Here is a 26,318-nt window from a genome sequence, read left to right as displayed (position 1 = left end):
CTAGGGATTGTTACATGGCAACTTACAAGGTCACATTACGTACTCCAGATGGAGAAAAAACAATTGACGTTCCTGATGATGAGTACATCCTAGAGATTGCTAACGAAGAATATCATCTGGACTTGCCCTATTCTTGTAATGCTGGTTCTTGCTCTAGCTGCACCGGGAAGCTGATTTCAGGTACAGTTAACCAAGATGATCAGAATTTCTTAGACGACGATCAAATTGACGAGGGATGGGTTCTCACCTGCGTTGCCTATGCTACTTCTGATTGTGTAATCGAAACCCATCAAGAAGATGCGCTTAACGCTTAACTAAGAAATGTGGATTTAATCAAGAGCAAGTTTTGTAGGATGCGTTAGGACATTCGTCCCAGCGTACCTAAAATCTGAAATGGTGCGTTATCCTACGCAATAACATACTCTACAAGATTTCAAATTTTGCACTTTCCTAATAAATCTGTATCGGCTGAGTAATTCACACTAAAAAGCGCTCCCCTTTTGGAGAGCGCTTTTTATTTAGTTTAATAGATAGCTAGCAGATATCAAGCGGAAATTAGCCAGATGATGCTAGATTAACTTTGACAACTTTATTCTTTTCTTCTTCAGCTTTGGGTAGCGTCAGGTTCAAGATGCCATCTTTATAATCTGCCGTGACGTTGGTATTTTGAATCCGAGTAGGTAAAGGAATTACACGTTGGAATTTACCATAGTGGAATTCGCTTTTGATCACACCTTTATCTTCAGATTTCGCTTCCGACTTCCGCTCAACACTCAGGTATACAGCATTTTCTGTAACTTGCAAATCCACGTCTTTAGCTTCAATTCCCGGAAGTTCTAACTTCAGATGAATTGCATCTTCAGTTTCTTTTAACTCAGCAGCAGTAACTCTAGATAAACCTCTATCCAAAAATACAGTTGGCAACGTATCTTCATCAAATAAGCGATTGATTTGGCGTTGTATTGCGTTAAATTCTTGCCAGGGGTTCCAACGTACTAATGTCATATCTCTACCTCGGATAATCAGTATTTTTGCTGTTGAACTAATTGAGGATTTAATTCCTTTCTTTGTTCTCATAGTATTAAAAAAGTACATTGGTGTAACTTCGGTTTTTGTCACCTGATTTATGAAGATTACCGAACCAAAAATCTAGTTAATAACAAGTACGGTAATTTTCAATAGGTGTGTTCGGTAAACTCTACAAAAGCAGACTTAAAATAGAACAATTAGAGCATAATTTAGAATTAAAACAGGCTTTATACCTAGCTTTGAGACGAATCGTTGTGTACTTCACTTTCCTTGAAATCTGCTGTATATTTTAAACATTAATACTAGCGTCACCCGCCTCCTACTCTTAAAGCTTGCTAGGAGTAGTACATCATACAAATATTTAGTATATTCATGCGACTAATAATCATAATTAGACCTGTTGTATTTTTTTAATTTCACAGAGATAATAAGAGATTCCTAACAAACTGCTGATAACAGATATGTCAACAAGTTGGTTTTACCTTATTGCAGCAATCCTCTTTGAAGTTTCAGGCACAACTTGCATGAAGTTATCACAAGGATTTACTAAAATAGTTCCTTCCGTATTAATATTTGTTTTCTATGGACTTTGTTTTACTTTTTTGACCTTTGCTCTCAAGAAACTTGAAGTGAGTGTGGCTTATTCTGTCTGGGCTGGATTGGGAACTATCCTAATTGCGATCATTGGTATTATCTGGTTTCGTGAATCTGCCACATTCATCAAACTCTTGTCGATCGCCTTAATAATCATGGGGGTAATTGGTATAAATGCAAGTAAATAAATGAGTCTAGGAAAGTACCTTTGGATTCACTGATAAAAGCGGCGCAGTGCAAAGCCGGAGAGCTTTCCTGTCTTCTCCGGGGTTGTGGTTATTTATTAAACCCAGCAGAACGACGATAAAGTAACCAGATAAACAACGGTGAACCCAGCAACGCAGTGACGGAACCTACTGGTAGTTCTACTGCTCCTAATCTAGAGAGTAAATCTGCAAAAGTCAGTAACCATGCACCTGCAAGGGCGGAAAGTGGTAAAACAAAGCGATGATCTGTACCAACGATGAGGCGGACACCGTGAGGGACAACAAGACCAACAAATCCAATCAAGCCACTGATGCTGACTGCACCTGCGGCTAATAGAGTGGCAACACCACCAATTAATAGGCGCGATCGCATCAACGAAACCCCCAAACCCACAGCCAAATCATCTCCCAAAGCCAGCACATTTACCGATCGCGCCAGCAAGCATCCCCCGATCAATGCAACAATGATGTAAGGGCCAGCCGTAGCAATTTCTTGCCAACCCCGTCCGTTGAGACTACCAACCAGCCAACTCAGGGCAATTTGAATTTGACCGTCTTCAGCTAAAAGTAGCAATGTACTTTGGACAGCACCAAATAAAGAACTCACCGCCACTCCGCCTAAAATCAACCGCTCAACAGAAATTCCCGACCCCGAACGACCGATCAAAATCACGATCGCTGAAGTCAAAATTGCTCCTATCCACGCTGCTAAAGGAATTGCGATCGGGAATATTTGCCACACGATCATCACAATCACAATTAATCCTGCACCCGCTGAAATGCCCAGAATAAATGGATCAGCAAGACTATTGCGTAACATTCCTTGCAGCAAGGCTCCTGACATTCCCAAAGCTGCGCCGACAAGGAGAGCAGCAGTAATGCGCGGGAGACGCAAATCCCAGAGAATTGTCTGTTTAACCGGATCGCCTTTGCGGAGAATAGCTTGCCAAAATTCCGACATACTTAACGGTACTGCTCCTTGAGAAAGCGACAGCGCTAGCGTTACCACCAATGCTGTACCAAAGAGTAAAACCGCCCAAAGTACGCGGTGTTCAGTGAAAATTGTCTGAAATGGTCTAGTCAAATTTAGATATGTATTTTTTTTAAATATAATCTGTCCCAAACACAGATGCATTGGGCATTGAGTAGGAGGGAGGGGGAGTTAAAACTTGAAAGTTGACCTTCTGAGGGTGAACGTTGACCTTCTGAGGATGAACTTTTAAGTTTTCTCCATGCCCAATGCCCCATGCCCAATGCCCAATGCCCAATGCCCAATGCCCAATGCCCCATGCCCCATGCCCAATGCCCTACTACGTCAACTCCAGCCCACCTTGATAACCGGTAACAATGCGGCCACCATCCTTGAGAATATGAACCTCAATCTGGTCGCTAGCCCAAGTAATCTGGTCTTGGAAAGCTGGATTTAACACCCGAACGCGTTGATTGCTAGAAGAGACTGGAGAGTTGGGAGAATTAATTGCCAGAGATTCTACAAAAGGCCCATCAATCAGGATATCAAGTTGTTCTAACAATGCTTGAGAACCTGGCGGCGCGGATTCAGACTGTAGCTGCTTAAGAGTGAACCCAGTAAAAGACATTACATTTAACCCAGCAGCTTTTACCTTTTGAGCTAAAGATGCCAGTGCGGTTGCTTGCCAAAACGGTTCTCCACCAGAGAATGTTACACCCATATTGCGGGAATTGCTGAGAATATTCTCGGCAAGGGTATCAACAGCAATCAATTGGTTAGCCTCAAATGACCAGGAGTTAGTATTAAAGCAGCCAGGACACTCACGAAGACAACCTTGTACCCAGACGACTGCACGACAACCAGGGCCATTAACTTCTGACTGATCAACGTAACCCATAATATTGAGATAGCCAGGGGGAATTTCCATGAGTGCTAGCGATGGGTCAGTTGGCTTAATTTCCATCTCTTTAACTCCTTTTAGCCGTTGCCTGTTAACCGTTAACTATAGCGAATCTCCAGTTATATAACCGTGACAATGGTTATATAACTGAGGATTTAATTGATGACTAATGACTAATCCCAATTTTAAAAATGATTGCGACAGATGGATTTGCACCAAGCCAGACACAGAAACTAATTCCCAATCCCAAATCTAAAATTCCAAATCCAAAATGGTATAATCCCTCAAAAACTTTGGGGGGTTTGGAAAAGTCCGCTTTAACTTACTAGACTGAAGTTAGTTGCCCAACTAAGATTGACTGTCCCATAAATAGAATAGATGACTCAACAAACTTCTAGAATTTGTATCCTTGGCGGAGGCTTTGGTGGTCTCTACACAGCCCTGCGCTTAAGCCAGTTACCTTGGGAACCTACGCAAAAACCCGAAATTGTTCTGGTAGATCAAAGCGATCGCTTCCTATTCTCTCCTTTACTTTACGAATTACTCACTGGCGAACTGCAAACCTGGGAAATTGCCCCGCCGTTTGAAGAAATTTTACAAGGCACAGGGGTGCGTTTTTATCAAGGGGTTGTGTCGGGAATTGACATCGACCAGCAACGGGTAAATGTACATGAAGGGCCGGAAATCCCTTATGACCGATTAGTGCTGGCGCTAGGAGGTGAGACACCGCTAGATTTAGTACCTGGTGCAACAGCCTACGCCTACGCATTCCGCACCATCTCTGATGCCTATCGTTTAGAAGAACGCCTGCGATTTTTAGAAGAATCGGATGCTGATAAAATTCGGGTGGCGATCGTTGGGGCTGGCTACAGTGGTGTAGAGTTAGCCTGTAAGTTAGCCGACAGACTAGGTGAAAGAGGACGCTTTCGGATCGTTGAAATCGCTGACCAAATTTTGCGAACTTCCCCAGAGTTTAACCGGGAAGCAGCAAAAAAAGCAATAGAAGCCCGTGGCGTGTTTCTTGACTTAGAAACCAAAGTAGAATTAATAGAGCAAAATAACATTTCCCTAGAGTACAAAAACCAGTTAGACACGATTCCCGTGGATTTGGTAATTTGGACTGTGGGAACCAGGGTTGCGCCCGTAGTAAAATCTCTTCCCCTCAAGCAAAATCAGCGTGGTCAAATCAGCACTACATCCAATCTGCAAGTCCTTGATCATCCAGAAATCTTTGCTTTGGGAGATTTAGCAGACTGTCATGACGTTGAAGGACAGCAAGTCCCCGCTACCGCACAAGCGGCTTTTCAACAAGCTGATTATACTGCTTGGAATATCTGGGCAACTCTGACTAATCGCCCTCTACTTCCCTTCCGCTACCAACAGTTAGGAGAAATGATGGCACTAGGAATAGACAACGCCACTCTTACGGGTTTGGGAATTAAACTAGATGGGCGCTTGGCATACGTCGCCCGGCGTATTGCCTATTTATATAGATTACCAACTTTAGACCATCAACTCAAAGTTGGTTTTAATTGGCTAGTCCGTCCGATCATAGAAACACTTTCTCGGTAACTTTAAGGTTGGGCATTGGGCATTGGGCATTGATGCCCCATTCCCCATTCAATTTTGAGTTAGTCGAGTAATAAAGCTTTTAACAAGCCAAAATCTAAAATTCAAGATTTAAAATCTTCAGACTTTGATGGAACAACCAAAAGTTATTTTTTTAGATGCTGTAGGCACACTCTTTGATGTCAAAGGTAGTGTGGGTGAAGTTTATAGTCAGATAGCTCAAGAATTTGGCGTTACAGTTCCAGGCGAAACATTAAATACAACCTTTATCCAAAGCTTTAAAGCAGCGCCGCCGCCGATATTTCCAGATGCAGAAGTGCAAGATATTCCCCAGCGCGAGTTTGATTGGTGGCGGATAATTGCCCTGAACACTTTTGAAGGTGCAGGTGTTCTTAAGGAATTTTCTGACTTTCCGGCTTTTTTTAGCGAACTTTACATCCACTTTGGCACTGGCGAACCGTGGTTTGTCTATCCTGATGTCTTACCAGCTTTAATTAACTGGCGGCGGTTGGGAGTTAGCTTGGGGGTGCTATCCAATTTTGATTCTCGGATTTACTCAGTATTGCAAAGTTTGGGATTGAGAGAGTTTTTTACCTCCGTTACCATTTCTACCCAGGTACGTGCAGCTAAACCCGATCCTCAAATTTTTGCCATTGCCTTAGACAAACATAAATGTTCCCCAGAGGCAGCATGGCATATTGGCGATAGCATCATAGAAGATTACCACGGATCTAAAGCAGCTGGACTCAGAGGTGTTTGGATCAACCGTGGAAAATGAGGGAGATACTTTGAAACTCCAATGGCTAGGAAAATATCTCTGTCACTAGTCTTCACTAGCAACGGCGGTTTTTGCTGCTGATTCTGCCTCCCCTACGAGAATAAAATTTTGCACCGGACTGAATCCGCGTTCCTGAGTCGATAATTCTGCAATCATTTTGCAGTAGAATTAATCGTCTAGATAGAGGAGGGCTTTGAGATGACTCGTGTCATCATTGTGCGCCACGGTCAAAGCGGTTATAACACCGAGCGGCGTATCCAAGGACGCACCGATGCGTCAACATTAACCGAAAAAGGTCGTAACGATGCTAGTAAAGTAGGCAAAGCCCTCAGCAATATTTTATTTAATGCGATTTACAGCAGTCCCTTGCAACGAGCGAAACATACAGCAGATATTATCCATAGTGAGTTAGCTACTCATCCTGAACAATCTGCTGTAGTCCAAGTTTCTGATTTGCTGCTAGAAATCGACCTGCCTTTATGGGAAGCACTGTTAACTGCCCAAGTCAAGCAGAAATTTGCCGAAGACTACCGCACTTGGCACGAACGCCCCGACGAACTGCGGATGCTGCTGAATGATGCACAAGGGACAAGAGAACATTTTCCCGTTCTTGCTTTATACGAACAAGCACGGCAGTTTTGGCAAGAAATTTTGTCTTACCATCAAGGCGAAACTATTCTCATAGTGGGACATAACGGAATTAATCGCGCCCTGATTAGCACAGCGCTATCCATCCCTCCAAGTCGCTACCATTCAATACAGCAATCTAACTGTGGCATCACCGTACTAAATTTTGCTGGAGGATTGGGCGAACCAGTCCAGCTAGAATCCTTAAATCAGACGCAACACACCGGAGAAATTCTACCTTCATTGCGACCGGATCATCAAGGAATACGGTTGTTGCTAGTGCGTCACGGTGAAACTGACTGGAATCGCCAAACCAGGTTTCAAGGGCAAATTGATGTCCCCCTCAACGACAACGGTAGACAACAGTCGCAAAAAGCAGGCGAATTTCTCCAACAGGTAGCGATTGATAATGCTTGCAGTAGCCCAATGCTGCGCCCTAAAGAAACAGCAGAAATCATCTTAAAACAACATCCCAATGTCAAATTAGAATTGCAAGATGGTTTAAGAGAAATCAGCCACGGACTTTGGGAAGGAAAATTAGAAACCGAAATAGAGCAGGAGTTTCCGGGAGAATTACAGCGCTGGCGGCTAGTACCGGCGCAAGTGCAAATGCCTGAAGGGGAAAATTTGCAACAAGTCTGGGAGCGCAGCGTCGCAGCTTGGCAATCAATTGTACAAGCTGCGTCAACGAATCAATTCAAAACTGTTTTAGTAGTAGCTCATGACGCTACTAACAAAACATTGCTTTGTCACATTCTGGGTTTATCGCTGGAAAATTTCTGGAATTTTCGCCAGGGTAATGGCGCAGTCAGTGTTATCGACTACCCTTCTGGAATCGATGGTTTACCAGTATTGCAATCGATGAACATCACCACTCACTTGGGTGGAGGCGTACTAGATAAAACAGCAGCAGGGGCATTGTAATTGAGTGAGGAGTGAGGAGTGAGGAGTGAGGAGTGAGGAATAAAGTTAGTACAACATGGTGCGTTAGGCTAAAGCCGTAACACACCCTACTTAAGATTTACTCATAACTCATAACTCATAACTAAAAGCTTTTATGACTGAACTGCTGCAACAAGTAAGGGTAATTGACCCAGTTTCTGAAATCGACGGACTCTTTGATGTGCTGATTGCTGATGGTTATATTCAAGCAGTGGCTTCGCATATTTCTGATATCGGTTCCGATACTCAAATCAGAGATTGTCAGGGATTAGTTCTCGGTACTGGGTTAGTAGATTTGTACAGCCACTCTGGTGAACCTGGCTTTGAAGAACGGGAAACCCTCTTGTCTCTTTTACAAGCTGCTGCTGCTGGCGGCTTTACCAGAATTAACATTTTACCCGATACATCCCCAGCTATTGATAGCCCTGCGCTTGTGGCACAGTTGCAAAATAGGAGAGAGGGACAAGGGGGACAAGGGGGACAAGGGGGACAAGGGAGACAAGGGAGACAAGGGGGACAAGGGGTCAATTTTTCTGCCTTGTCTCCTCCCTCTCCCTTGTCTTCTCCTCTCCCCCTGCTTCATCTCTGGGGTGCTATCACCCTAGATGTTGCTGGGAAGCAAATGACGGAATTGGCAGATTTAGCGTCGGCTGGCGTTGTTGGTTTTACTGATGGTAAACCCTTAGAAAATTTGGCGCTGGTGCGGGGAGTGTTAGAGTATCTCCAGCCGTTGGGCAAACCAGTAGCTTTTTGGCCTAGCGATCGCCAATTAACAGCAAATGGTGTAATGAGAGAAGGGTCAGATGCTCTGCGTTTTGGTTTACCCCCAATCCCCGCCAGCGCTGAAACTACTGCGATCGCAGCAATGCTTGAATTGGTTGCAACCATAGGCACACCAGTCCATATCATGCGTGTCTCCACATCTCGCAGTGTGGAATTAATCGCCTCAGCTAAGGCTGCTGGTTTACCCATCACCGCCAGCACCACCTGGATGCACCTTTTACTTGATACAAAAGCAGTTAAGAGTTATAACACCAGCTTGCATTTAGACCCGCCTTTAGGTAATCTCCGTGATGTGGCGGCGTTGCGTGCTGGGGTGCGTGCGGGTGTGATAGATGCGATCGCTATTGACCACACACCTTATAGCTACGAAGAAAAAGTCCAAGCTTTTGCCGAAGCACCAGCCGGAGCAATTGGTTTAGAGTTAGCATTACCTTTACTGTGGCAATATCTCGTTGAAACTGGAGAATTTACAGCTTTAGAATTATGGCGGGCATTGAGTAGCAGTCCAGCCGAGTGTTTGGGGCAGAAAGTCAGTGCGATCGCACCTGATCAACCAGCAGAACTTACTTTATTTGATCCCCAGCAAACCTGGAAAGTCGAACGCAAAAGTCTTTATACACTTTCACAAAATACACCTTGGTTAGGACAACAGTTGAAGGGTCATGTTGTGCAAATCTGGCGTTGAAAAATGCCAAACACTCTGCGATTTAACCTAACAAGAACAGCCCCTTCCCTACTAGCGTTGGGGAGTAAGATTCAAAGCCTCTCTCCTTTTAGGAGAGAGGTTTGGAGTGAGGTCAGAGTATATTGCATACAAACAAAAAGCGCTATATAGTAATCCTAAATCATTCGTAAACAACAAGATACCCGACTTCTTAGAGAAGTCGGGTATCTGAGTCTTGTGAATCGGAATTTAATTATCTATCAGCGTTTTCGGTACTGTACTTCGTGGTTAAATTCATCTTGCTTAGACTGTACAAATCCCAGATTATGCAATAAAGCAATAGAACGGTAATTTTGGAGATTAACGTCAGCACGAAAATCCATATTTTGGTATGTCTCAACTAAATAATTAATCATACACTTCACCGCTTCGCGTGCATAACCTTTTCCCCATAAATTCGGGAAAAACACATATCCCAGGATTGCACTATTATCTACAGTAATTGTGGCTTGAACATATCCAACGTAGCATTTATCTACAAAAGACCAGACAGCCCAATTCAACCAAATCTCCGTTCCATCTCGTGATTGACGACGTGCCAACATCATGTAGCGATCGCGAAGCGATTCAACGCTTTCTGGCGGCACATCTTCGATAAAGTCGTATATCCTCGCACTCTGTAATCCATCAAAAAGCAGTTCAGCATGATCCGGTTTTAGTGGTTCTAAACAGAGTCGTTGAGAGTACATTTTCATCTTGTGAGCTAACCCTTGCCCTAACATTGTTAAACTTCTCTACCGCCTGTATGTGAGGAAGTTAACGTTAATAGATAGCCGTCCGGCCCAGTCAAAGTAAATGAACTGTGGATTCTCCCTGTTTCGATCTCAGAAACAGTCAGTCCCCACTTCTTAAAAGTATCTCTGGTGGCAGAAACATCATCTACCATCAGATCAAAAGGCGCATTGATTCCAGGTGCGATCGCCTCTGAACTTGTTCTCAAAACTAAGTGCGTTCCTCCCCGTAATTCTAAAACAGCTAATTGTTCTGATTGGGCGATCAGTCGCAGCCCTATCTTGACAAAAAAATCGCTAGCCTCCGGTACATTACTCACATATAATCTCACATGACCAATCGCCACAGGGGGACGAGCATCTTTTTCTTTTGCAATAGTTTCTGGTGACATAGCTTTAATCCAAAAATATTTAGTTACCGTTTAACTCTATTGACTTCAGTAGGTTTGCTATCTTCCAAATCAGCTTGGTCAAATTCAGCAGTTTTGGGCAAATTTATCTCAACGTTTGATAAGCTATCAAGTTCTATTTTAGCATTTTGGAATTGTCCATCTAAAATATGTCCTCCAGTTTTCCGATTTGCAGTTATAAAATGAAAGTGATAGCCATTATAATTTACTCCTTTCATATATTTGGGTGTCCGAAAACCGACTAAAGTACCATTGACGTTCCTCAATTTAAAAATTGATTGTTCTTTGACTACATCTGCCAAAGGACGATAGGGTGGGGTTTGTTTCGGAACACTTCTAAATTTGAGATAAGGGAAATTACCTTGAATCCGAATAGCATGAGGATAATTTTTAGTCGGTAAGCGCTGATCTAACGATTGCTGCAATTGTTGATAATTAATTTGCCCTTCTAGATTAATTAATGTTTGTGGTTTAAAAAAAGTGACTGTAGCAAAAGGGCTTTTCATCGAATCAGGAATAACAGAGGCAACTCCATCATATTTTATCTGATAAAATTTGCCATCTAATCCAATCATTTCGCCATCCAGATAATTTCCGGGATTGGCATTCTTCTATGGTGGATTTGTACGATCGCGCAATATCCTAAACACATTGATGATGAGCTTTGTGTTAATGGCGATCGTCGGAGTTACCTGGATTCTCTGGGGTTATAGTCTTTCCTTTGCACCAGGGTTGCCGTTTATCGGTGGATTACACTGGCTGGGATTGAATGGTGTCGGTTTAGAGACTCAAGGCTACTTGCCGCATCTACCATACGAAGACGCGCTCAAAGCAGCAGACTCAAAATATGCCGATTTAACGTCTTATGCCGGAACGATACCCCACCAGGCATACATGATTTACCAAGCCATGTTTGCCATTATCACCCCAGCCTTGATTTCTGGAGCGATCGCAGGTGTTGGTACGTGGATTATTCTCAAGGTGATCGATGCTACAGTTGGGCTGCGTGTCAAAGAGGAAGCTGAATTACAAGGTTTGGATATCAACGAACACGGTGAAGAAGGTTACAACTCCGAGTTTGGCGATCGTCCCACTTAGGAGTGCTGAGTCAGTGTTGTATACAGAGAATCTGGGTGTTTCAATTTTGGCTACGCGGGGATTGCTTCGACCTTCTCTGCGAGACGCTACGCGAACAGGTTCAGGAATCTGTTCTAGGACTTACGCACTGTACAAATTTATTCTCTTGTGCATCAACGAAAATACGTCGTTTCAGGCTTTTATCAATCATCCTTTGATAAATAGCGATCACCTAAAAAGTGTGGAAAAATCAAGGTTTAATGCCTGAAATACATACCCCATATTTGGTTTTTCCTGTCAATGCGTAAGTCCTATGTTCATCCAAAATTTTTCTTACAAGCCAGGTGAAAAAAAAGGAAATTCTTCTGTTTGGAGCCTCTGAAATTTGGGAACAGCGCGAGGGCCGATATTCAGTGTGCCAGTAAAACTTAAATGTAAGGGGGAGATATGAACAGATTCCGCAACCTGACTTTCCCCGTTAAGCCTCAAAAAGCTTGCTCACAAAGAATTTAGGAGAAAGCACAGCATATACGGTACAGTAATTGAAATCGGGTGCTAGAGGTGACAAGCAATGTTAGACTGGTGGGAAAAAATTTTGCGACCTGTGAGGAACGGCGATCGCCGATTGAATGAACGCGCTTTTGTCTTTGTTTATTTTCGCTAACCGTATTATTAGTAAGTGTTTCCCTAGCTTTTAAAAATAATTAAATCTTTACTAAAATTGTAAAAACTTTACTGAAAAAGCCCTTGAAAAATTTGTTAATTAGCCTTATTCTACTTTAACGATCTTTAATTGCTATCGCCAGAGAATAAAGCTAAAATTATTATTTATGGCACAAGACTTTTGATCAAAAAAAATCATGATTAATAGCATTGTGTTAGAAAAGAAAGGCTTTAACCATAAAAATGGCACGGTTGAATTAGCAGAGTTAGAAGAGTATGTATCAACCTACGGGTTAGTTGCTAACCTTAACGTTGTCTCTGCTGCTGCATCCCCGGCAACAACATAAGAAAGCGGTAAATGCAGAGCAATTTTTACCAAAAGACCGAAAGGTTTATCGCTACTTTGGCTCTCTGACGACACCACGCTGTTCCCAAGGAGTGAACTGGATTGTGATGCCGCAGCCTATTGAAATCTCACAAAATCAGATCCAGCGATTGTTTTTGGGTGCATCGGCAGGGGCACTCATCGGTCTGCTTGGTGGAGCGGGTGTTGCCATCGGTTTGTTATTGAAAGACCTGATCTATGACTTGTGTTGTACCATCATTATCTACCTAGATAATCTGTTTCGACCCGGTGACCAAGTGACGATGTATGGAGTAGAGGGTCTAATTAAGGTGGAACAAGTTGGACTCAGAAGTACAACGCTTCGTATACTGAGCAGAAACACTATCCAAAAAGTGCCCAATTCTAAAATGATTAATGGAGTCGTTGAAAATTGCTTCCAATCGGTAGGGAATGATAATTTAATAGGTATCAACTTAACCCTGAAAATTGATGGTATTTCGGCAGAAAAAACCGAAAAAATTTGTATCGGTCTTCGAGAAATTCCGAAGTCAATTGATATCTTGACTGAAAAGTTTTTTATTTACTTTAGCGAACTAAATCAAAATTCTCGTATCATTAAAATTCGGGTGTTTGCTAATACTAATGGTAATCCTCAGTTATACTTTGATACCATTGAAAAACTCAACCTAGCGATACTGACCCTACTGGAGAAAGAGCAGATTAATTTATTCTCCTATTATCCGGTGCAACTTCAAACCAACCTTGGAGAAGCTCAAAATAATTTAGAACCGAGCAAAAATTGACAAAGCAGACAAATACACCAAATGCATTAGGCATCTAGTGAAAAAGAAGGTATAGACGCAAAATTACCCTGCGGAATCGCCAAAGGCAAACGCGTCTATACAAGGATTTCAGGCAACGCATAATTAATTTCTGGAAATGTCTAAACTCCAGAAATAAAGCAAAGAATATCAATAAGATTTATATGCAATTATTTAAGCAATTAAGTATAAAAACAAAACTCATAGTCATGTTGCTAGTAGTCAGCATTTGCGCTATGCTCGCAAGCACTTTTATCTGCTCTAGTGCGGGTAAATCTATTCTGACGGAAAAAGTCTTCAACCAATTAACCAGTCTTCGGGCTGCCAAAACTTTTCAAATCAAAGATTATTTTGAAACCCTTTACAACCATAGCCAGACTTTAAGCGAAGACCTGACAGTGATCGCGGCTATGCAGGAGTTTAAGACGGCTTACGGCGAACTTGAAAAATCAACAGTACCAGCGGATTTTGACAAAAAAATTGATACCTACTACAGTAAAGAATTTCTCACCAGACTGGCGCGAACTAATGAGGGTTCGCCTGTTCTGGCATCTTATACGCCAAAAACAGCCGCTTCCCGTTACTTACAGTACTACTACACCGCCGCTAACCCCAATCCTGTTGGTAAAAAACTTCTTCTTGACGACCCAGGCGATGCCAGTTCCTACAGCCGTGTTCACGCCCGTTACCACCCGATTTTTCGCAACATAGTTGATAAATATGGTTACTACGATATGTTTTTGATCGATCCTGAAGGAACCCTTGTCTACACGGTTTTTAAAGAAACCGATTTCACGACAAACTTCACTAACGGTCCTTACAAAGAGAGTAACCTAGCAGAAGCGATCGCCGCCGCACGACAAGCAAAGGGAAAAGGCTATGTGAAAATAGTAGATTTTAAACCATACAGCCCTTCCTACGGTGCGCCTGCGGCTTTTATCGCTTCCCCAATCTTTAACGGCTCCGAATTCATTGGTATTTTGGCGTTCCAGCTTCCGGTTGACAAAATTAACAATGTGATGACTGGCAACAAACATTGGAAACAAAACGGTCTGGGCGATTCAGGAGAAATTTATCTGGTCGGGTCAGATTATCTAATGCGCTCTGCGTCTCGTTTCCAAATTGAAGACCCAAAAGGTCATGCAAAAACTCTAGCCTCTATAGGTACTGATGAAAAGACCATCACGAAAATCACAGAGTTCAATACTACAATCCTCCTACAGGAAGTGCAAACAAAAGGAGTGAAAGAAGCGTTGTTTGGGAAACAGGGAACGCAGGTTATCAACGATTATCGTGATATTCCAGTTTTGAGTTCTTATGCTCCACTAGATATTGATGGCTTGAGGTGGGTTATCTTGGCAGAGATGGATGTTTCTGAAGCCTATGGGCCAATTCACTCGTTTGAAAAAACAGTTTTGATTGGAGCTACTTTAATCATCGCGCTAATCACGGTTGTTGCTATGTGGCTGACCGCAATCTTTGTCAAACCCATCAATACTTTAATCGAAAGCGCTTGCAAGGTGGGATCTGGGGAATTTGATGCAGTTGTGAAATCGGGTTCGCAAGATGAATTTGGAGACTTAGCTAAGTCATTTAACCAAACGATAGACAGCCTTCGTGCCGAGACTCAACTAATTGAACAGAAAAATCGTGAAAATGAAGCATTAATCTTAAATATATTTAGTCCTGCGATCGCCAAACGCCTCAAACAGGGCGATCGAGAAATTGCCGATCAGATTTCTAATGTCTCGGTCTTGTTTTCCGACCTCGACCAATTCACGAAGCTCACGAAATCAATGTCTCCTCAAGAAGTTGTTGGCTTGCTTAATGAACTGGTAACAGCCTTTGATGAAATGACAGATAAATATGGTTTGGAGAAGATTAAAACTATTGGTGACGGTTACATGGCTGTATGCGGGCTGAGTGTGCTGCGTCTGGATCATGACAAACGCACGGTAGATTTTGCTTTGGAAATGCTGTCGTTTGTCCGCCGATTTAATTATGAAAAAGGCTTGCATCTAGACCTACGACTCGGCATCAATTCCGGAGATGTGGTTGCAGGCGTGATTGGCAAAAATAAATTGCTCTACGACGTTTGGGGCGATACCGTAAATATTGCCAATCGGATGAAATCTGCTTGTCCACCAGGAGCTATCTTAGTTTCTCAAAATATCTGCGATCGCCTGCACGATCTCTACGATTTTGAGCTCTTTGGTGAAATTCAAGAACCTGGAAAAGAAAAGCTAGTGGCTTGGCAACTCAAAAGTTCTAAACTTCCAGTAAGTGTTCGAGAGGAAGAAGTCTATGGGTAATTTAAGGTTTTCAAGCGACTGGTACACCTGGGCGGTAATTGTCGGATTAGGGTTCCCACTCCTGGTAGTTTTACTAGGAGAGGTTATTTATCATCTAAAAAGGCGCGGTAGACCGATGGCGGCTACGCTGCGAGTTGTGAAAAACCTTGTCCTGCCCGTCTTAATACTGATGGTTTTGATCAGGAATGTCTTGAAGCTTGACGTTAACGGGAATTTTGCCAAGCTCGTCGAAACGCTGTTCTGGATATCTGTAATCTACGCTTCTCTGTCGCTGTTTAATGTGATTTTATTTGAAGAAGCGGAGGCAAATACATGGCGGGCACGGATGCCCAAACTGCTGATCGACCTTGCCAGGTTGTTTTTGGTGCTTGTAGGAAGTGCGATCGTGCTGGCGGTGGTGTGGGGTGCAGATTTGGCGGGTCTTGCTACCGGCTTAGGCGTTAGCTCGATTGTGATCGGTTTGGCGCTTCAAGACACATTGGGTAGCATCATGTCTGGCATTGCGCTGCTTCTGGAACGTCCCTTCAGCGTCGGTGATTGGTTGCGCGTTGGCAATAGTGAAGACCAGGCGATCGAAGGGCAGGTAATTGATATTAATTGGCGATCTGTTCGCCTGCTAACTCTCCAGCGCCAGGTGATTGTGGTTCCTCATCAGTTCATTGGCAAAGAAATAATCCATAATTACAGCCAACCAGAACGTATTTATAACCAACGCATCAATATTGGTTTCTCCTACGATAGCCCCCCTAACCTTGTGAAGCAGGTACTACAAAGTACTGCTCTGGCTACACAGGGAATATTAGCCGAACCCGAACCAGAGAGCAAAACCACATCCTATGATGAGACTGCAATTATCTATGAGGTGGAATTCTTTATCGAAAACTTTGAAGATGTGGAGCAGATAGTTGATAGATTTATGACGCGAATCTGGTACGCCGCGCAGCGAAACAACCTGACGCTATATCGCTACCGATACGAGTATTCTGTAGAAGCTGCTAAATCGGCAGATACTGCTTCAAGTAAGTTGGCTCACCTGCACTCAATTCCCGGATTTATGCCTTTAGCTAGAGAGGAGAAAAATTTGGATGACTTAGCCAAGGGAACTATTTTACAACAGTTCGGTGCTGGCGAGAAAGTCATCCGGCAGGGCGAGCCTGGTAAGGCTTTGTACATTATTATTGTGGGTCAGGCTCTAGTCACGGTCACAAACGAGTTTGGCATGGATTTGGAGGTAATGACTATCTTGGGTGGTGAGTTCTTCGGCGAGATGGCACTGTTTACTGGGGAACCGAGTCCAGTATCAATCACCGCTGTTGGTGATTTGCAAGTTCTTGTTATCTACTCAGATGCTGTAAATCTAATGATTGAACGTCAACCAAGCTTGGGGCGTGAGATCGGTCAAATTATAGAAGCGCGAAGCAAAGCGCTAAGTATGGCTCAACAGGCAGATGTTTCGTTCAATGCTGAGGTTGAATTGCCTATTAGGATTTTGAAGTAATTGAGGTTCTTCAGTATTCCTAAAAGAATTAAGAAAAATCAGCAAACACTAGATCAGTCCGAAATATAATCCGCGTGCAAAAAAGATGGTAGAACGGTGAATTGAAAGTCTACCGTTGGTCTACCATCATGAAAAATCCTTTTGTTGAACATCTGATTCGACTCCTCAAGGTTTTTCGGATAGCATCTGAGAGATTTCGACTTCATTGTGATACCTATGAACAGATAATTCTCACCGTTTGTGGTTTGGTTCGATTACGAATTGGTTCCCTAGTTATGCCAGATTTATCTTAGTCTTTAAAAATAGGTGTGTTATGAATTAAACATCATTATTTTTTGGGGCCTATACTATCAGTAACTGTCTCTACTGGAGTTTAGACTAGTCAGGAGTGCGAAACTCCAAACCTTTACGGCGATTGATGTACATCAAATATAAGCGCACTCACCCAAAACTTCAGTAGGGTTTTCATAGTACTTTTGAACTAAAAATACCCCAGAGCACTCAAGGATGCGATGGCGTAGCCCTAGCAGGCATCGCACCCTTGAGTGCGTTGTAAGCGATAAACCTCCTGTGGTCTGGAGGTTAATCAACGTCTGACTCAAGTTGCAACCCAATTACAAATAACTAAGGGTAGAAAGATGAGGACAGATGGTACAGTAGTCGCAACAAATATTCATTTTCCTTCTGATCACAGCTTGTTACTTGATGCAGTCAAAGTTATCAAAAATAAAATAAATTATCACGTTTTTATTTGAATTTATTATCAATAAAACTTGAGTTTAATCAAATATTAGACTATCAGAAATAGTAGGTAAAATACTTGAAATGAGCTTTGCTCTCATAATATGGTTGGCACATGCAACTATTGATTATTAACAAAGTTTCATATCTGATTTGTTCAGCAGTTTCGCACCGGGAACTAGTCTAAACTCCAGTTAAAAGAGTTATCCATAAATAACGCTTAAGTTTCATAAGATAAAATTATTACTTTTGAATGCTCGTGTACTACGTAGGAAAATCCCTAGACTGCTGGAAAGCAGCTTCTCCTAGAGTAGGAGGTTGACAGCGACTAGCTTACTACGTAGCAATAAATGTAAGCATTGATGAAACAAATCTTTTCGCGGGATGCTTGATTCTTTTGTCTGTATTGTGATAGTTTTCTTTCTACGCCCTAAAATTACTATAAGCCTATCGATATACCGTAGTTTGTTAAATATCATTAACCTGTTGTAGGGATTTGGGGTTAAGAAGGACTAGCGAAATCTATCGAGTTTATTATTGTAGGCAGTACATCGTGAACCACCGATCTAGAAATTCATCTCTAAGCCAGGGCATTCTCTATGAGTAAAATACGTGCTGTGATTGTTGATCCAAATGTGGTTGGACGTTTGGCACTGAGTGAGGTGACTGCACCAACACCTGCCCCAGATGAGGCACTAGTCAGAGTGGCCGCGATTTCTCTCAATCGGGGAGAGGTAAAACGTTCAACCACTGCTGAAGCTGGTTGGCAGCCTGGTTGGGACTTGGCAGGTGTAGTGGAAACCCCCGCTGCTGATGGGTCGGGGCTTCCCCAAGGGGCGCGTGTAGTTGGCTTTCGCCGCGCCGGTGCTTGGGCAGAACTCGTGTCTGTTCCCACCAACGCCTTAGCAGAAGTGCCGCCATCGGTATCCTTTGCTCAAGCTGCCACACTGCCTGTAGCGGGTTTAACCGCGTATCATGCAGTACTAAAAGGTGGTTCGCTGTTAGGTCGTTCAGTTCTAGTTACAGGTGCATCAGGAGGCGTTGGTTACTTTGCTATCCAATTGGCGCAACTGTCAGGGGCGCACGTCGTAGCATACATTCGTCAAGCTGGCTATGAGACTCTAGTTAGAGAAGCAGGGGCACAATCGGTGGTGATTGGCGAAGACCTCTCACCCGCCAGCGAATATGGCCCCTATGATCTAATTATAGAGTCAGTGGGTGGCAAGACTTTGGGGGTAGCCCTTGGCTTACTGGCACAGGATGGAAAAACTGTGCTGTATGGAGTATCTGGGGGAGCAGAAGTAACATTCAACGCCGCTCAATTTTATGGGACTGGTGGCGTGAGTTTGTATGGTTTACGTCTGTTCGATGAACTGAGATTTGAATCAGCCGCAGTCGGTCTAAAACGGCTTTTGAGTTTAGTAGAAGCAGGTAAGTTGCGTCCTCACATTGATTTAGAAGCTTCTTGGACACAAATAGCTGAGGTAGCGCAACAATTACTCGACAGGCGTTTTCCTGGTAAGGCTGTGTTACACATTTCCAATTGAGTATTAGCTGATGGCATGGGGAATAGTACTGAATTCTGGTTCAAACTAGATCAGCTTGTAGCCGCTAGTAATCTCAAGATAGATCGTCCAAAAGGGACATCACATCCACGTTATCCATCCTTCGTTTATCCACTGGACTATGGATACTTGGAAAACACTCGCTCTGGAGATGGAGATGATATTGATGTCTGGATAGGTAGCTTGTCTAGTCAAATAGTAACTGCCGTGATTTGTAGTGTTGATTTGGAAAAGCGAGATACAGAAATCAAGATACTTCTGGGTTGTACATCAGGGGAAAATCAAGCCATCTTGGATATCCACAATACAGGCTCTCAATCAGCAATATTATTGCTTCGCAAGTAAATTAAATTTTTGAGGGGAACTTTGTATGAGCTTAGAACTAAAACTATCAGGTAAAACAGCGATTGTTACAGGAGGAAGTGCGGGAATTGGTTTAGCAACTGCCAAAGCCCTCTATAGTGAGGGTGTGAATGTAGCGATCGCAGCCCGCAATCAAGAACGCTTAGATCAGGCAGTAGCTGACATCCAATCCCTACCCACCCCAGGCGCGAAAGTTATTGCCATCAGCGCCGATCTGACTAAAGCAGAGGATATTGAAAAAGTTGTCTCCACAACATTGGCACAATTTAGTCAGATTGATATCTTGATTAATAATGCAGGTTCAGCCCGTGCTGGGTCTTTCCTAGAATCCACTGATGATTTATTTTTGGATGCTTGGAACTTAAAATTATTGGGCTATATCCGCCTAATTAGAGCCGTCGTCCCCCATCAAAAAAGTCGCGGTGATGGCCGGATTGTGAATATAGTCGGCGGTGCAGGACGTACCCCTCGTCCTAACTTCCTAGCTGGTGGTACAAGCAATGCGGCTTTGCTCAACTTTACAAAGGGCATTTCTAAAGAGTTAGCCGAGTACAAAATTCGGATTAATGCCATATCGCCCGGTGCTACAGCTACTGAGCGTGCTGAACGTTTAGCCCAGCAGAACGCCCAAGCGCAAGGGATCACCGTCGAGCAAGTAAAGGCACAAAACATCCAAAGTATTCCTTTAAAAAGAATCGCCCAGCCAGAAGAAATTGCCGCGCTAACGTTATTTTTGGTGTCTGATCTAGCTGCATCGATTACAGGAACAGAGATTATCGTTGATGGCGGATCTACCCCTGGTGTTTAACAGTAAAGACGCGATATACCGGTTCCCATTCAGATGCGGTACAACATTATATCGCGAGGTGTAGGGGCACTGCCGTGCCCCTACGGGTGTACCTCACGCTTGTCGGGAAACGCTATAAATCAGACGCGATGAATCGCGTCTCTACATCTTGTAAAAACATAAACTTCTTGGAGATAAAAACATGGGTTCTCAATACTTTGATATCAAACCAGTTGCAGGACGTATCGGTGCTGAAATTATTGGTGTTAATCTGAGTTCTAAACTCAGCGATGACATCATCAGCGATATTCGTAAGACTCTAGTCAAATACAAAGTGATCTTTTTCCGTGGTCAGCAACAGCTCGATGCTGATGGACAGGTTGCCTTCGCTCGTCGTTTCGGTGAAGTCACTACAGCCCACCCCACCGTACCAGCGCTTCCAGAAAACCCAGAAGTCTTAGACCTGAATTATGGTCGCACCACTTCCCGCGCCAATAACTGGCATACCGATGTGACATTTGTAGACCGTCCTCCTCTCGGCTCTATCTTACGAGCGCTTGACATTCCCCCAACCGGAGGCGATACAATCTGGGCAAATTCCGTGACTGCCTACCAAGATTTACCTACCCATCTGCGTAATCTTGCAGACCAACTTTGGGCAGTACATAGCAACGCCTACGACTATGCAACTGGATTCGACCTACCTGAAGATGTCAAAGCTCATCGGGCTGTCTTCACTTCGACCGTATACGAGACTCTGCACCCAGTGGTACGCATCCATCCCGAATCCGGGGAGCGTGGGCTATTCATCGGCGGATTTGTGCGCCAGTTCCGTGGCTTATCAACAACCGAATCAGATGACATTCTGCGGCTGTTGCAAGCGTATGTAACACGCCCTGAGAACACAGTCCGGTGGCGTTGGCAAGTTGGTGACGTCGCCTTTTGGGATAATCGGGCTACTCAACATTATGCGATCGCAGATTACGGCGACCAGCCCCGCCACGTTCAACGCGTGACAATTGTCGGCGACCTCCCAGTTGGCATCAATGGTAAACAAAGTGAGGCGATCAAGGGAGATGCTTCTGAGTACAACCGACGTGAGGCGGTGACTGCGTAATAGGGACTCGCGTTAAAAATAAAATACCAGCCAGACAATCTCTATGAAGTAGAAGTTTCATTGGTAGTAAACCGCAAGTTCCATACTTGGCCAGAGGAGTGATGCATGGGTGATACACGCGCTACTGTTTTGGAAACAATAGCGGATACTTTAATCGAGCGTGCTGAGGCTCTGCCTTCTCGTGTTCTGCAAGTAGCGGTGACAGGCATTACTGCTAGTGGCAAATCCACTTTGGCACAGGAGCTAGCGCAGATATTAACTAGACGTGGAAGAAGTTCTGTTCACATTGCAGTGGATAATTTCCATAACCCACGTCACCTGCGCCATCACCGAGGTCGTGAGTCGGCTGAAGGCTACTATTTTGATGCCTACAACTATCCGCTCCTCAAAAAGCTTGTGCTTGAACCACTCGGTACTGGAGGTAATTTAATCTACCAGGCACGTGGGTTCGACTTGGAAACAGATGCTCCAGTGGAAGAGAAACCTAATAAAGCTAATCCTGGAGACATTTTTCTTTTTGCTGCCAGTTTTCTGCTACGACCAGAGATTGTCTCTTACTTTGACTATCGTATCTATATAGATACAGATTTTGAGGTAGCCGAGCAGCGTGGGGTAGACAGGGATACAGCACGGCTTGGATCTTGGGAAAACGCAGTTCGTCTATATCGTCAGCGATACCATGCCGCACAACGAATCTACTTTGCAGAATCTAATCCTGTGCAGTATGCCGATGCTTTATTGAAAAATAATAATTTGGCAGAACCGATTCTCTTCTTCAGAGCAAATCATCCTAATTCGTAATGGGCTTACGTCCGGCTTCTCTACTCTATTGTGTATACACAAGTCTTTTAGAGTTGCTAGGTAAACGTAGGGTAGGTTAATTTTTACAAGCCGATGCAATGGCATTGTTAGCCGATGCAATGGCATTGTTAGCCGATGCAATGGCATTGTCAACCGATGCAATGGCATTGTTAGCCGATGCAATGGCATTGTCAGCCGATGCAATGGCATTGTCAGCCGATGCAATGGCATTGTCAGCCGATGCAATGGCATTGCGGCATTGCGATCGCTCTCTGTACAGATGATCCTGTCCAAATCTGTACCACCATTGGGCGAGAGTATACAGTAGCCCATGCCCTCGGTTTTTCCGCAGCCGAATTGCTTGCTGTTACCCGTAATGCCATCAAGGTAGCGTTTACATCACCGGAGCGCCGAAACGATCTACTAACCAAGTTGAGCCAATGGGGTGATGCTGATTCAGCTGGGATGTATATTCAAAGTAGTACTTTGTCAAGCTAGTTTTGAGGGTTTGTGGTAAGGACTTTAGGGCTTAGACGTTTTAACCCAGTATCTAATGACGATCGCGCTTTTTATGAAACTCTTCTATACACCGAACTCACCCTATGCACGCATTGCACGGATAGCAACACTAGAACTGAATCTCAGCAATCAGATCGAAACCCAAAAAGTCATTGCACGAGATCCGAACAGCGACCTACTGAATTACAACCCTACAGGTAAAGTGCCAACGCTAGCAACTGACGACGGATTTATTTTGAGTGAAACACGTATAATATGCGTCTATCTGAATCACTTAAATCCTGAGATAAAACTTGTTGCTGACATTTCTAATGGCTTTTTACAGCAACTTGAAGGTATGACTAGTGGGTTCATAGATGGCATTGCTGTCTGGGTACGGGAGTTAAGGCGTCCCCTGAGTGAGCAGTCTTTTGGCGTGATCGAGTTTGAGCGTGAGCGGGCATTGAGAATTTTGGACTACTTCGAGAAGATATCAGATAAACTCGACCAAACTCCGAAACTTGCTCATATAACTCTCGCCTCTGCACTTGGACTAGAAATCCGTCTTCCTGATCTGCAATGGCGGCAGAAATATCCAAAACTTGCCCATTGGTACGATGAATTCTCTAAACGATCCTCCATGCAAGTAACAATACCAGAGTCCTAATAACCAACACTTTCTTGTTGCAAACAAGAGAACGAAAAAAGCATGAGTACGCCCTCGCAGATAGAAATATGAGTACGAAAAAACAACTTAAACTCGGAGCATTCTTACCCGGTTCCGGTCATCACGTCGCAGCATGGCGACATCCCAACACCCCGGCTGATGGAGGTCTGAACTTCCAACATTACAAGCAGCTGGCACAAACGGCTGAACGGGGCAAATTTGATATGCTTTTCCTCGCGGATGGTTTAGCCGTCTGGGATCGAGGGCAAGGGACTGAGGCTTTTAGCCGTTCGGGACAATTCAGCGTCCACTTTGAACCTTTAACCTTATTGTCGGCTCTGTCTGCGGTGACAGAAAATATCGGATTGGTGGCGACATCATCAACGACCTATGATGAACCTTTTCATCTCGCTCGCAAGTTTGCATCACTAGATTATCTGAGCGGTGGTCGGGCTGGATGGAATCTTGTAACCTCTGCTGCTGAAGCCGCAGCGCAGAATTTCAGCCAAGAAAACCACCTAGAACACTCGCTGCGCTATGAACGGGCGAGGGAATTTGTGGATGTTGTCACCAAACTTTGGGACAGTTGGGAAGACGATGCTTTCCTCCACAATAAGGAGTCAGGTATTTACTTCGATGCAGAAAAGTTGCATATTCCCCACCACAAAGGCAAATATTTCTCGGTACGCGGCCCGCTCAATGTGGCGCGTCCACCGCAGGGATATCCAGTAATCGTACAAGCTGGATCTTCCGAGGCTGGCCAGGATTTGGCTGCTCAAACAGCAGAGGCGATCTTCACTGCACAACAAACACTGGCAGAAGCTCAAGCATTTTATGCCAATGTGAAGGGGAGATTGGCTAAATACGGACGTTCCCCTGATCATCTCAAGATTATGCCAGGGGTATTTCCGGTAATTGGTAAGACTGAGCAGGAAGCTAAGGATAAATATGAGCAACTTCAGGAGTTGATTCATCCCCTGGTAGGATTAGGGCTGCTTTCTGGGTTAGTGGGTGGCCATGATTTGTCCAAATATCCCCTAGATGGGCCATTGCCGGATCTGCCAGATACCAACGGTGGCAAAAGCCGCTTGCAGCTGATTACCGATCTTGCCCGCAGAGAGAATTTAACAATCCGGCAACTGTATTTGTGGATTGCAGGAGCGCGGGGACATCGAACGATTCTCGGAACACCAGAACACATTGCCGATCAGTTAGAAGATTGGTTCGTCAATGGTGGGGCTGATGGATTCAACATCATGCCGCCGTGGTTGCCTGGAGGTTTAGATGAATTCGTAGACTTGGTAATTCCCGAACTGCAACGCCGAGGAATATTTCGTACTGAGTATGAAGGTCGAACCCTGCGCGAAAATCTCGGTTTGCCCCGTCCAGTGAATCAGTTCACCACAAATAGTGCTGCTTCTGAACCTGTGAGCGTTGGTTCCTTGGCATAGTTTTGATTGAACAACTGGCAGTGTTTTTGAAGGACGGCTTTGATTTCCTCAAACTTTATCTGGTTTGTTAATCCAGTGGTTTGAGTTATAAGTTGTTCCACATTCAACTTGCATAATTAGGGCGCTCATGTTGCCCACCCCACAAGAGTTATGTTTAATTCGGTTATGCAAATTAGATGTTTTTCAGCTTACAATCAAGTCGTCTTTAAGAAAACTTTTTATCGTGTTGGGCATCTTAACGGTTCTTCTATCCTCCTTTGTTTTGACGTTTCACAACGTTACTGTCCGAGTTTTGTTTTCAGAACATCTCGTACTGGGTTTATTTTTACTCGGTGGATACGTTAAACCGGATTTGCAGAATTCATTCTTGCTGATGTTCATGCGAATGCTGCTGGTGGTTCCACTCATGGCATCTCTATCATTCAAGCTATATCCATCTGCTGGAAAAGAATTAAAAGACTTATTCACCCGCGATGCCTCCGGCGCACTACGTGAACGCAGGGATATTCTGATTCAAGCTCTTGGCTGTGGGGTACTGATGTTTGTGTATATTGCCTCACTCTACATTGCTATTGGCTTGATTCCCACAGGTATTGCCTTGACACTCTTCTTCACCTATCCCGTATTTACAGCACTGTTGTCATGGAGGTTTTTTGGCGATCGCCCCACATTGTTCCGTTGGCTGGTGATGGGTATTATTCTGGTAGGAAGCGCTCTCACCATTCCTCAATCTTCTGCCACCTACAGCAGTCATACCATTGCGATCGGCATTTTCGCTAGTTTTGGCGCTGGGATCGTTTACGCCTTTTATTGCATCATTGCTCAAAAATGTTTAGAAAAATTCCATCCAGTTCCCTTTACCTGGATTAGTTTTGCCTCCACTTTACTGCTTTCCGGTATTAGCTTACTGTTTTGGCCAGCTGCGATCGCCCAACTTGACTGGACACCCCTATGGATTGGGAGTATCTTTTCGGGTCTTGTCAGCTTTATCGGACACACCCTCAACAATGTGGGGATTCGGATGGTTGGCGCATCTACCGCCTCCATAATCGGCTCTAGCAGTCCAGCCTTGACGGCGCTAGTTGCATGGATAACCATTAGCGAAACTTTAAACGTGATTCAGAGCGTCGGGATTGGTGTTGTCACATTGGGGATCGCGTTACTTAGTGCCGAAGGCTTTGTTAAATCGCTCAAAATTCGGAGTTAAATTGGGCATTGGGCATTGGGAATTTTAGAATACTTTTTCTCAGTTGAGTTGAATACAGACCTAACCCCCAGCCCCTTCCCTACAAGGCTATCCATTAGTCACATCTTTCTTAACATTGCGGAAAAGAAGTCAGGGAGAGG

28 protein-coding genes and 2 pseudogenes are annotated in these 26,318 nt (G+C 44.0%); 24 read left to right on the top strand and 6 right to left on the bottom strand.

Annotated elements, in window-relative coordinates; genetic code table 11:
• Positions 1-14: 14 nt before the first annotated feature.
• A complete protein-coding gene (locus HWQ41_RS04490) occupies positions 15-314 on the top strand; it encodes a 2Fe-2S iron-sulfur cluster-binding protein (RefSeq protein WP_292760246.1) in 300 nt (99 codons plus the stop codon).
• A gap of 241 nt (positions 315-555) precedes the next feature.
• Here HWQ41_RS04490 and HWQ41_RS04485 read toward each other — a convergent pair whose 3' ends face one another.
• Positions 556-1,005, bottom strand: coding sequence for an Hsp20/alpha crystallin family protein (locus tag HWQ41_RS04485; protein ID WP_292760245.1), 450 nt, complete (start codon positions 1,003-1,005; stop codon positions 556-558).
• 485 nt (positions 1,006-1,490) lie between these two features.
• Between HWQ41_RS04485 and HWQ41_RS04480 the strand changes: the two genes are divergently transcribed.
• Positions 1,491-1,811 carry a multidrug efflux SMR transporter gene (locus tag HWQ41_RS04480; protein WP_292760244.1) on the top strand — a complete coding sequence of 107 codons (321 nt, stop codon included), beginning with the start codon at positions 1,491-1,493 and terminating at the stop codon, positions 1,809-1,811.
• An 88-nt stretch (positions 1,812-1,899) separates the two neighbouring features.
• Here HWQ41_RS04480 and HWQ41_RS04475 read toward each other — a convergent pair whose 3' ends face one another.
• Together HWQ41_RS04475 and HWQ41_RS04470 are read right to left on the bottom strand one after the other, a co-directional pair.
• Positions 1,900-2,964: an iron ABC transporter permease gene (locus HWQ41_RS04475; protein ID WP_292760243.1), complete on the bottom strand. Its 1,065-nt coding sequence runs from the start codon at positions 2,962-2,964 to the stop codon at positions 1,900-1,902.
• Positions 2,965-3,139: 175 nt separating this feature from the next.
• Entirely contained in the window at positions 3,140-3,763 is a 624-nt protein-coding gene (locus HWQ41_RS04470) for a 4Fe-4S single cluster domain-containing protein (RefSeq protein WP_292760242.1), read from the bottom strand.
• A gap of 315 nt (positions 3,764-4,078) precedes the next feature.
• Here HWQ41_RS04470 and HWQ41_RS04465 point away from each other — a divergent pair, with 315 nt between their 5' ends.
• The 4 genes from HWQ41_RS04465 (at position 4,079) to HWQ41_RS04450 (ending at position 9,084) form a co-directional block, all read left to right on the top strand.
• Positions 4,079-5,272, top strand: a complete 1,194-nt coding sequence (locus HWQ41_RS04465) for an NAD(P)/FAD-dependent oxidoreductase (protein WP_292760240.1) — start codon at positions 4,079-4,081, stop codon at positions 5,270-5,272.
• 127 nt (positions 5,273-5,399) lie between these two features.
• Entirely contained in the window at positions 5,400-6,047 is a 648-nt protein-coding gene (locus tag HWQ41_RS04460; RefSeq protein WP_292760239.1) for an HAD family hydrolase, read from the top strand.
• A 198-nt stretch (positions 6,048-6,245) separates the two neighbouring features.
• On the top strand, positions 6,246-7,598 hold the full coding sequence (locus tag HWQ41_RS04455) for a histidine phosphatase family protein (protein WP_292760238.1): 1,353 nt from the start codon (positions 6,246-6,248) through the stop codon (positions 7,596-7,598).
• 133 nt (positions 7,599-7,731) lie between these two features.
• Positions 7,732-9,084 carry a dihydroorotase gene (locus HWQ41_RS04450; protein ID WP_292760237.1) on the top strand — a complete coding sequence of 451 codons (1,353 nt, stop codon included), beginning with the start codon at positions 7,732-7,734 and terminating at the stop codon, positions 9,082-9,084.
• A gap of 239 nt (positions 9,085-9,323) precedes the next feature.
• On the opposite strand, the gene HWQ41_RS04445 is transcribed toward HWQ41_RS04450, so the two are convergent.
• Genes HWQ41_RS04445 through budA form a run of 3 tightly spaced genes read right to left on the bottom strand, consistent with a single transcriptional unit; the run spans position 9,324 to position 10,851 of the window.
• Positions 9,324-9,812, bottom strand: a complete 489-nt coding sequence (locus tag HWQ41_RS04445) for a GNAT family N-acetyltransferase (RefSeq protein WP_292760236.1) — start codon at positions 9,810-9,812, stop codon at positions 9,324-9,326.
• 35 nt (positions 9,813-9,847) lie between these two features.
• Positions 9,848-10,246 (bottom strand): VOC family protein, encoded by a 399-nt coding sequence (locus HWQ41_RS04440; RefSeq protein WP_292760235.1) that lies wholly within the window; start codon positions 10,244-10,246, stop codon positions 9,848-9,850.
• Between the two features lie 23 nt (positions 10,247-10,269).
• Positions 10,270-10,851, bottom strand: coding sequence for an acetolactate decarboxylase (gene budA / locus HWQ41_RS04435; RefSeq protein ID WP_292760260.1), 582 nt, complete (start codon positions 10,849-10,851; stop codon positions 10,270-10,272).
• 7 nt (positions 10,852-10,858) lie between these two features.
• Here budA and HWQ41_RS04430 point away from each other — a divergent pair.
• From HWQ41_RS04430 to HWQ41_RS04345, 18 genes and pseudogenes are all read left to right on the top strand, one after another.
• Positions 10,859-11,218, top strand: a pseudogene (locus tag HWQ41_RS04430) (ammonia channel protein); the annotation flags it as partial.
• Complete coding sequence (locus tag HWQ41_RS04425) at positions 11,198-11,362, top strand: hypothetical protein (protein WP_292760258.1); 165 nt, start codon at positions 11,198-11,200, stop codon at positions 11,360-11,362. The pseudogene HWQ41_RS04430 and the gene HWQ41_RS04425, both read left to right, overlap by 21 nt.
• A gap of 839 nt (positions 11,363-12,201) precedes the next feature.
• On the top strand, positions 12,202-12,351 hold the full coding sequence (locus HWQ41_RS04420; protein WP_292760234.1) for a hypothetical protein: 150 nt from the start codon (positions 12,202-12,204) through the stop codon (positions 12,349-12,351).
• Positions 12,317-13,153 carry a carbonic anhydrase family protein gene (locus HWQ41_RS04415; protein ID WP_292760233.1) on the top strand — a complete coding sequence of 279 codons (837 nt, stop codon included), beginning with the start codon at positions 12,317-12,319 and terminating at the stop codon, positions 13,151-13,153. Before HWQ41_RS04420 ends, HWQ41_RS04415 begins: the two co-directional genes overlap by 35 nt.
• 254 nt (positions 13,154-13,407) lie before the next feature.
• Positions 13,408-15,483 (top strand): adenylate/guanylate cyclase domain-containing protein, encoded by a 2,076-nt coding sequence (locus tag HWQ41_RS04410; RefSeq protein WP_292760232.1) that lies wholly within the window; start codon positions 13,408-13,410, stop codon positions 15,481-15,483.
• Positions 15,476-16,981 carry a mechanosensitive ion channel family protein gene (locus HWQ41_RS04405; RefSeq protein WP_292760231.1) on the top strand — a complete coding sequence of 502 codons (1,506 nt, stop codon included), beginning with the start codon at positions 15,476-15,478 and terminating at the stop codon, positions 16,979-16,981. The genes HWQ41_RS04410 and HWQ41_RS04405 overlap by 8 nt, the downstream gene beginning before the upstream one ends.
• A gap of 128 nt (positions 16,982-17,109) precedes the next feature.
• Positions 17,110-17,274 (top strand): transposase, encoded by a 165-nt coding sequence (locus tag HWQ41_RS04400; protein WP_366931630.1) that lies wholly within the window; start codon positions 17,110-17,112, stop codon positions 17,272-17,274.
• A gap of 285 nt (positions 17,275-17,559) precedes the next feature.
• Positions 17,560-17,703 (top strand): annotated as a pseudogene (locus tag HWQ41_RS04395) (ISNCY family transposase); the annotation flags it as partial.
• 618 nt (positions 17,704-18,321) lie between these two features.
• Positions 18,322-19,269, top strand: coding sequence for a zinc-binding dehydrogenase (locus HWQ41_RS04390; protein ID WP_292760230.1), 948 nt, complete (start codon positions 18,322-18,324; stop codon positions 19,267-19,269).
• A 15-nt stretch (positions 19,270-19,284) separates the two neighbouring features.
• A complete protein-coding gene (locus HWQ41_RS04385) occupies positions 19,285-19,632 on the top strand; it encodes an inorganic diphosphatase (protein ID WP_292760229.1) in 348 nt (115 codons plus the stop codon).
• Positions 19,633-19,657: 25 nt separating this feature from the next.
• Positions 19,658-20,458, top strand: coding sequence for an SDR family oxidoreductase (locus tag HWQ41_RS04380; RefSeq protein WP_292760228.1), 801 nt, complete (start codon positions 19,658-19,660; stop codon positions 20,456-20,458).
• 181 nt (positions 20,459-20,639) lie between these two features.
• Positions 20,640-21,554 carry a TauD/TfdA family dioxygenase gene (locus HWQ41_RS04375; protein WP_292760227.1) on the top strand — a complete coding sequence of 305 codons (915 nt, stop codon included), beginning with the start codon at positions 20,640-20,642 and terminating at the stop codon, positions 21,552-21,554.
• A gap of 105 nt (positions 21,555-21,659) precedes the next feature.
• Entirely contained in the window at positions 21,660-22,355 is a 696-nt protein-coding gene (locus tag HWQ41_RS04370) for a hypothetical protein (RefSeq protein WP_292760226.1), read from the top strand.
• 98 nt (positions 22,356-22,453) lie between these two features.
• Positions 22,454-22,639: a hypothetical protein gene (locus HWQ41_RS04365; RefSeq protein ID WP_292760225.1), complete on the top strand. Its 186-nt coding sequence runs from the start codon at positions 22,454-22,456 to the stop codon at positions 22,637-22,639.
• Positions 22,596-22,853: a hypothetical protein gene (locus HWQ41_RS04360; protein WP_292760224.1), complete on the top strand. Its 258-nt coding sequence runs from the start codon at positions 22,596-22,598 to the stop codon at positions 22,851-22,853. Before HWQ41_RS04365 ends, HWQ41_RS04360 begins: the two co-directional genes overlap by 44 nt.
• A 55-nt stretch (positions 22,854-22,908) precedes the next feature.
• Entirely contained in the window at positions 22,909-23,520 is a 612-nt protein-coding gene (locus HWQ41_RS04355; RefSeq protein WP_292760223.1) for a glutathione S-transferase family protein, read from the top strand.
• A gap of 68 nt (positions 23,521-23,588) precedes the next feature.
• Entirely contained in the window at positions 23,589-24,971 is a 1,383-nt protein-coding gene (locus tag HWQ41_RS04350; RefSeq protein WP_292760222.1) for an LLM class flavin-dependent oxidoreductase, read from the top strand.
• Between the two features lie 127 nt (positions 24,972-25,098).
• Positions 25,099-26,178 carry a DMT family transporter gene (locus HWQ41_RS04345; RefSeq protein WP_292760221.1) on the top strand — a complete coding sequence of 360 codons (1,080 nt, stop codon included), beginning with the start codon at positions 25,099-25,101 and terminating at the stop codon, positions 26,176-26,178.
• The last annotated feature ends 140 nt before the right edge of the window (positions 26,179-26,318 follow it).

Source organism: Nostoc sp. NOS(2021), from assembly GCF_017115025.1.
In the GTDB taxonomy this organism is placed as follows: Bacteria; Cyanobacteriota; Cyanobacteriia; order Cyanobacteriales; family Nostocaceae; genus Nostoc.
This window is presented reverse-complemented; position numbering and strand designations above follow the sequence as displayed.

What these genes read in the sequence shown, in the direction of transcription:
- HWQ41_RS04490 (WP_292760246.1), top strand. Translation starts at nt 15, where the DNA reads ATGGCAACTTACAAGGTCACATTACGTACTCCAGATGGAGAAAAAACA.
- HWQ41_RS04485 (WP_292760245.1), bottom strand. Translation starts at nt 1,005, where the DNA reads ATGACATTAGTACGTTGGAACCCCTGGCAAGAATTTAACGCAATACAA.
- HWQ41_RS04480 (WP_292760244.1), top strand. Translation starts at nt 1,491, where the DNA reads ATGTCAACAAGTTGGTTTTACCTTATTGCAGCAATCCTCTTTGAAGTT.
- HWQ41_RS04475 (WP_292760243.1), bottom strand. Translation starts at nt 2,964, where the DNA reads ATGCATCTGTGTTTGGGACAGATTATATTTAAAAAAAATACATATCTA.
- HWQ41_RS04470 (WP_292760242.1), bottom strand. Translation starts at nt 3,763, where the DNA reads ATGGAAATTAAGCCAACTGACCCATCGCTAGCACTCATGGAAATTCCC.
- HWQ41_RS04465 (WP_292760240.1), top strand. Translation starts at nt 4,079, where the DNA reads ATGACTCAACAAACTTCTAGAATTTGTATCCTTGGCGGAGGCTTTGGT.
- HWQ41_RS04460 (WP_292760239.1), top strand. Translation starts at nt 5,400, where the DNA reads ATGGAACAACCAAAAGTTATTTTTTTAGATGCTGTAGGCACACTCTTT.
- HWQ41_RS04455 (WP_292760238.1), top strand. Translation starts at nt 6,246, where the DNA reads ATGACTCGTGTCATCATTGTGCGCCACGGTCAAAGCGGTTATAACACC.
- HWQ41_RS04450 (WP_292760237.1), top strand. Translation starts at nt 7,732, where the DNA reads ATGACTGAACTGCTGCAACAAGTAAGGGTAATTGACCCAGTTTCTGAA.
- HWQ41_RS04445 (WP_292760236.1), bottom strand. Translation starts at nt 9,812, where the DNA reads ATGTACTCTCAACGACTCTGTTTAGAACCACTAAAACCGGATCATGCT.
- HWQ41_RS04440 (WP_292760235.1), bottom strand. Translation starts at nt 10,246, where the DNA reads ATGTCACCAGAAACTATTGCAAAAGAAAAAGATGCTCGTCCCCCTGTG.
- HWQ41_RS04420 (WP_292760234.1), top strand. Translation starts at nt 12,202, where the DNA reads ATGATTAATAGCATTGTGTTAGAAAAGAAAGGCTTTAACCATAAAAAT.
- HWQ41_RS04410 (WP_292760232.1), top strand. Translation starts at nt 13,408, where the DNA reads ATGCTCGCAAGCACTTTTATCTGCTCTAGTGCGGGTAAATCTATTCTG.
- HWQ41_RS04405 (WP_292760231.1), top strand. Translation starts at nt 15,476, where the DNA reads ATGGGTAATTTAAGGTTTTCAAGCGACTGGTACACCTGGGCGGTAATT.
- HWQ41_RS04400 (WP_366931630.1), top strand. Translation starts at nt 17,110, where the DNA reads ATGAAAAATCCTTTTGTTGAACATCTGATTCGACTCCTCAAGGTTTTT.
- HWQ41_RS04390 (WP_292760230.1), top strand. Translation starts at nt 18,322, where the DNA reads ATGAGTAAAATACGTGCTGTGATTGTTGATCCAAATGTGGTTGGACGT.
- HWQ41_RS04385 (WP_292760229.1), top strand. Translation starts at nt 19,285, where the DNA reads ATGGGGAATAGTACTGAATTCTGGTTCAAACTAGATCAGCTTGTAGCC.
- HWQ41_RS04380 (WP_292760228.1), top strand. Translation starts at nt 19,658, where the DNA reads ATGAGCTTAGAACTAAAACTATCAGGTAAAACAGCGATTGTTACAGGA.
- HWQ41_RS04375 (WP_292760227.1), top strand. Translation starts at nt 20,640, where the DNA reads ATGGGTTCTCAATACTTTGATATCAAACCAGTTGCAGGACGTATCGGT.
- HWQ41_RS04370 (WP_292760226.1), top strand. Translation starts at nt 21,660, where the DNA reads ATGGGTGATACACGCGCTACTGTTTTGGAAACAATAGCGGATACTTTA.
- HWQ41_RS04365 (WP_292760225.1), top strand. Translation starts at nt 22,454, where the DNA reads ATGGCATTGTTAGCCGATGCAATGGCATTGTTAGCCGATGCAATGGCA.
- HWQ41_RS04360 (WP_292760224.1), top strand. Translation starts at nt 22,596, where the DNA reads ATGCAATGGCATTGCGGCATTGCGATCGCTCTCTGTACAGATGATCCT.
- HWQ41_RS04355 (WP_292760223.1), top strand. Translation starts at nt 22,909, where the DNA reads ATGACGATCGCGCTTTTTATGAAACTCTTCTATACACCGAACTCACCC.
- HWQ41_RS04350 (WP_292760222.1), top strand. Translation starts at nt 23,589, where the DNA reads ATGAGTACGAAAAAACAACTTAAACTCGGAGCATTCTTACCCGGTTCC.
- HWQ41_RS04345 (WP_292760221.1), top strand. Translation starts at nt 25,099, where the DNA reads ATGTTGCCCACCCCACAAGAGTTATGTTTAATTCGGTTATGCAAATTA.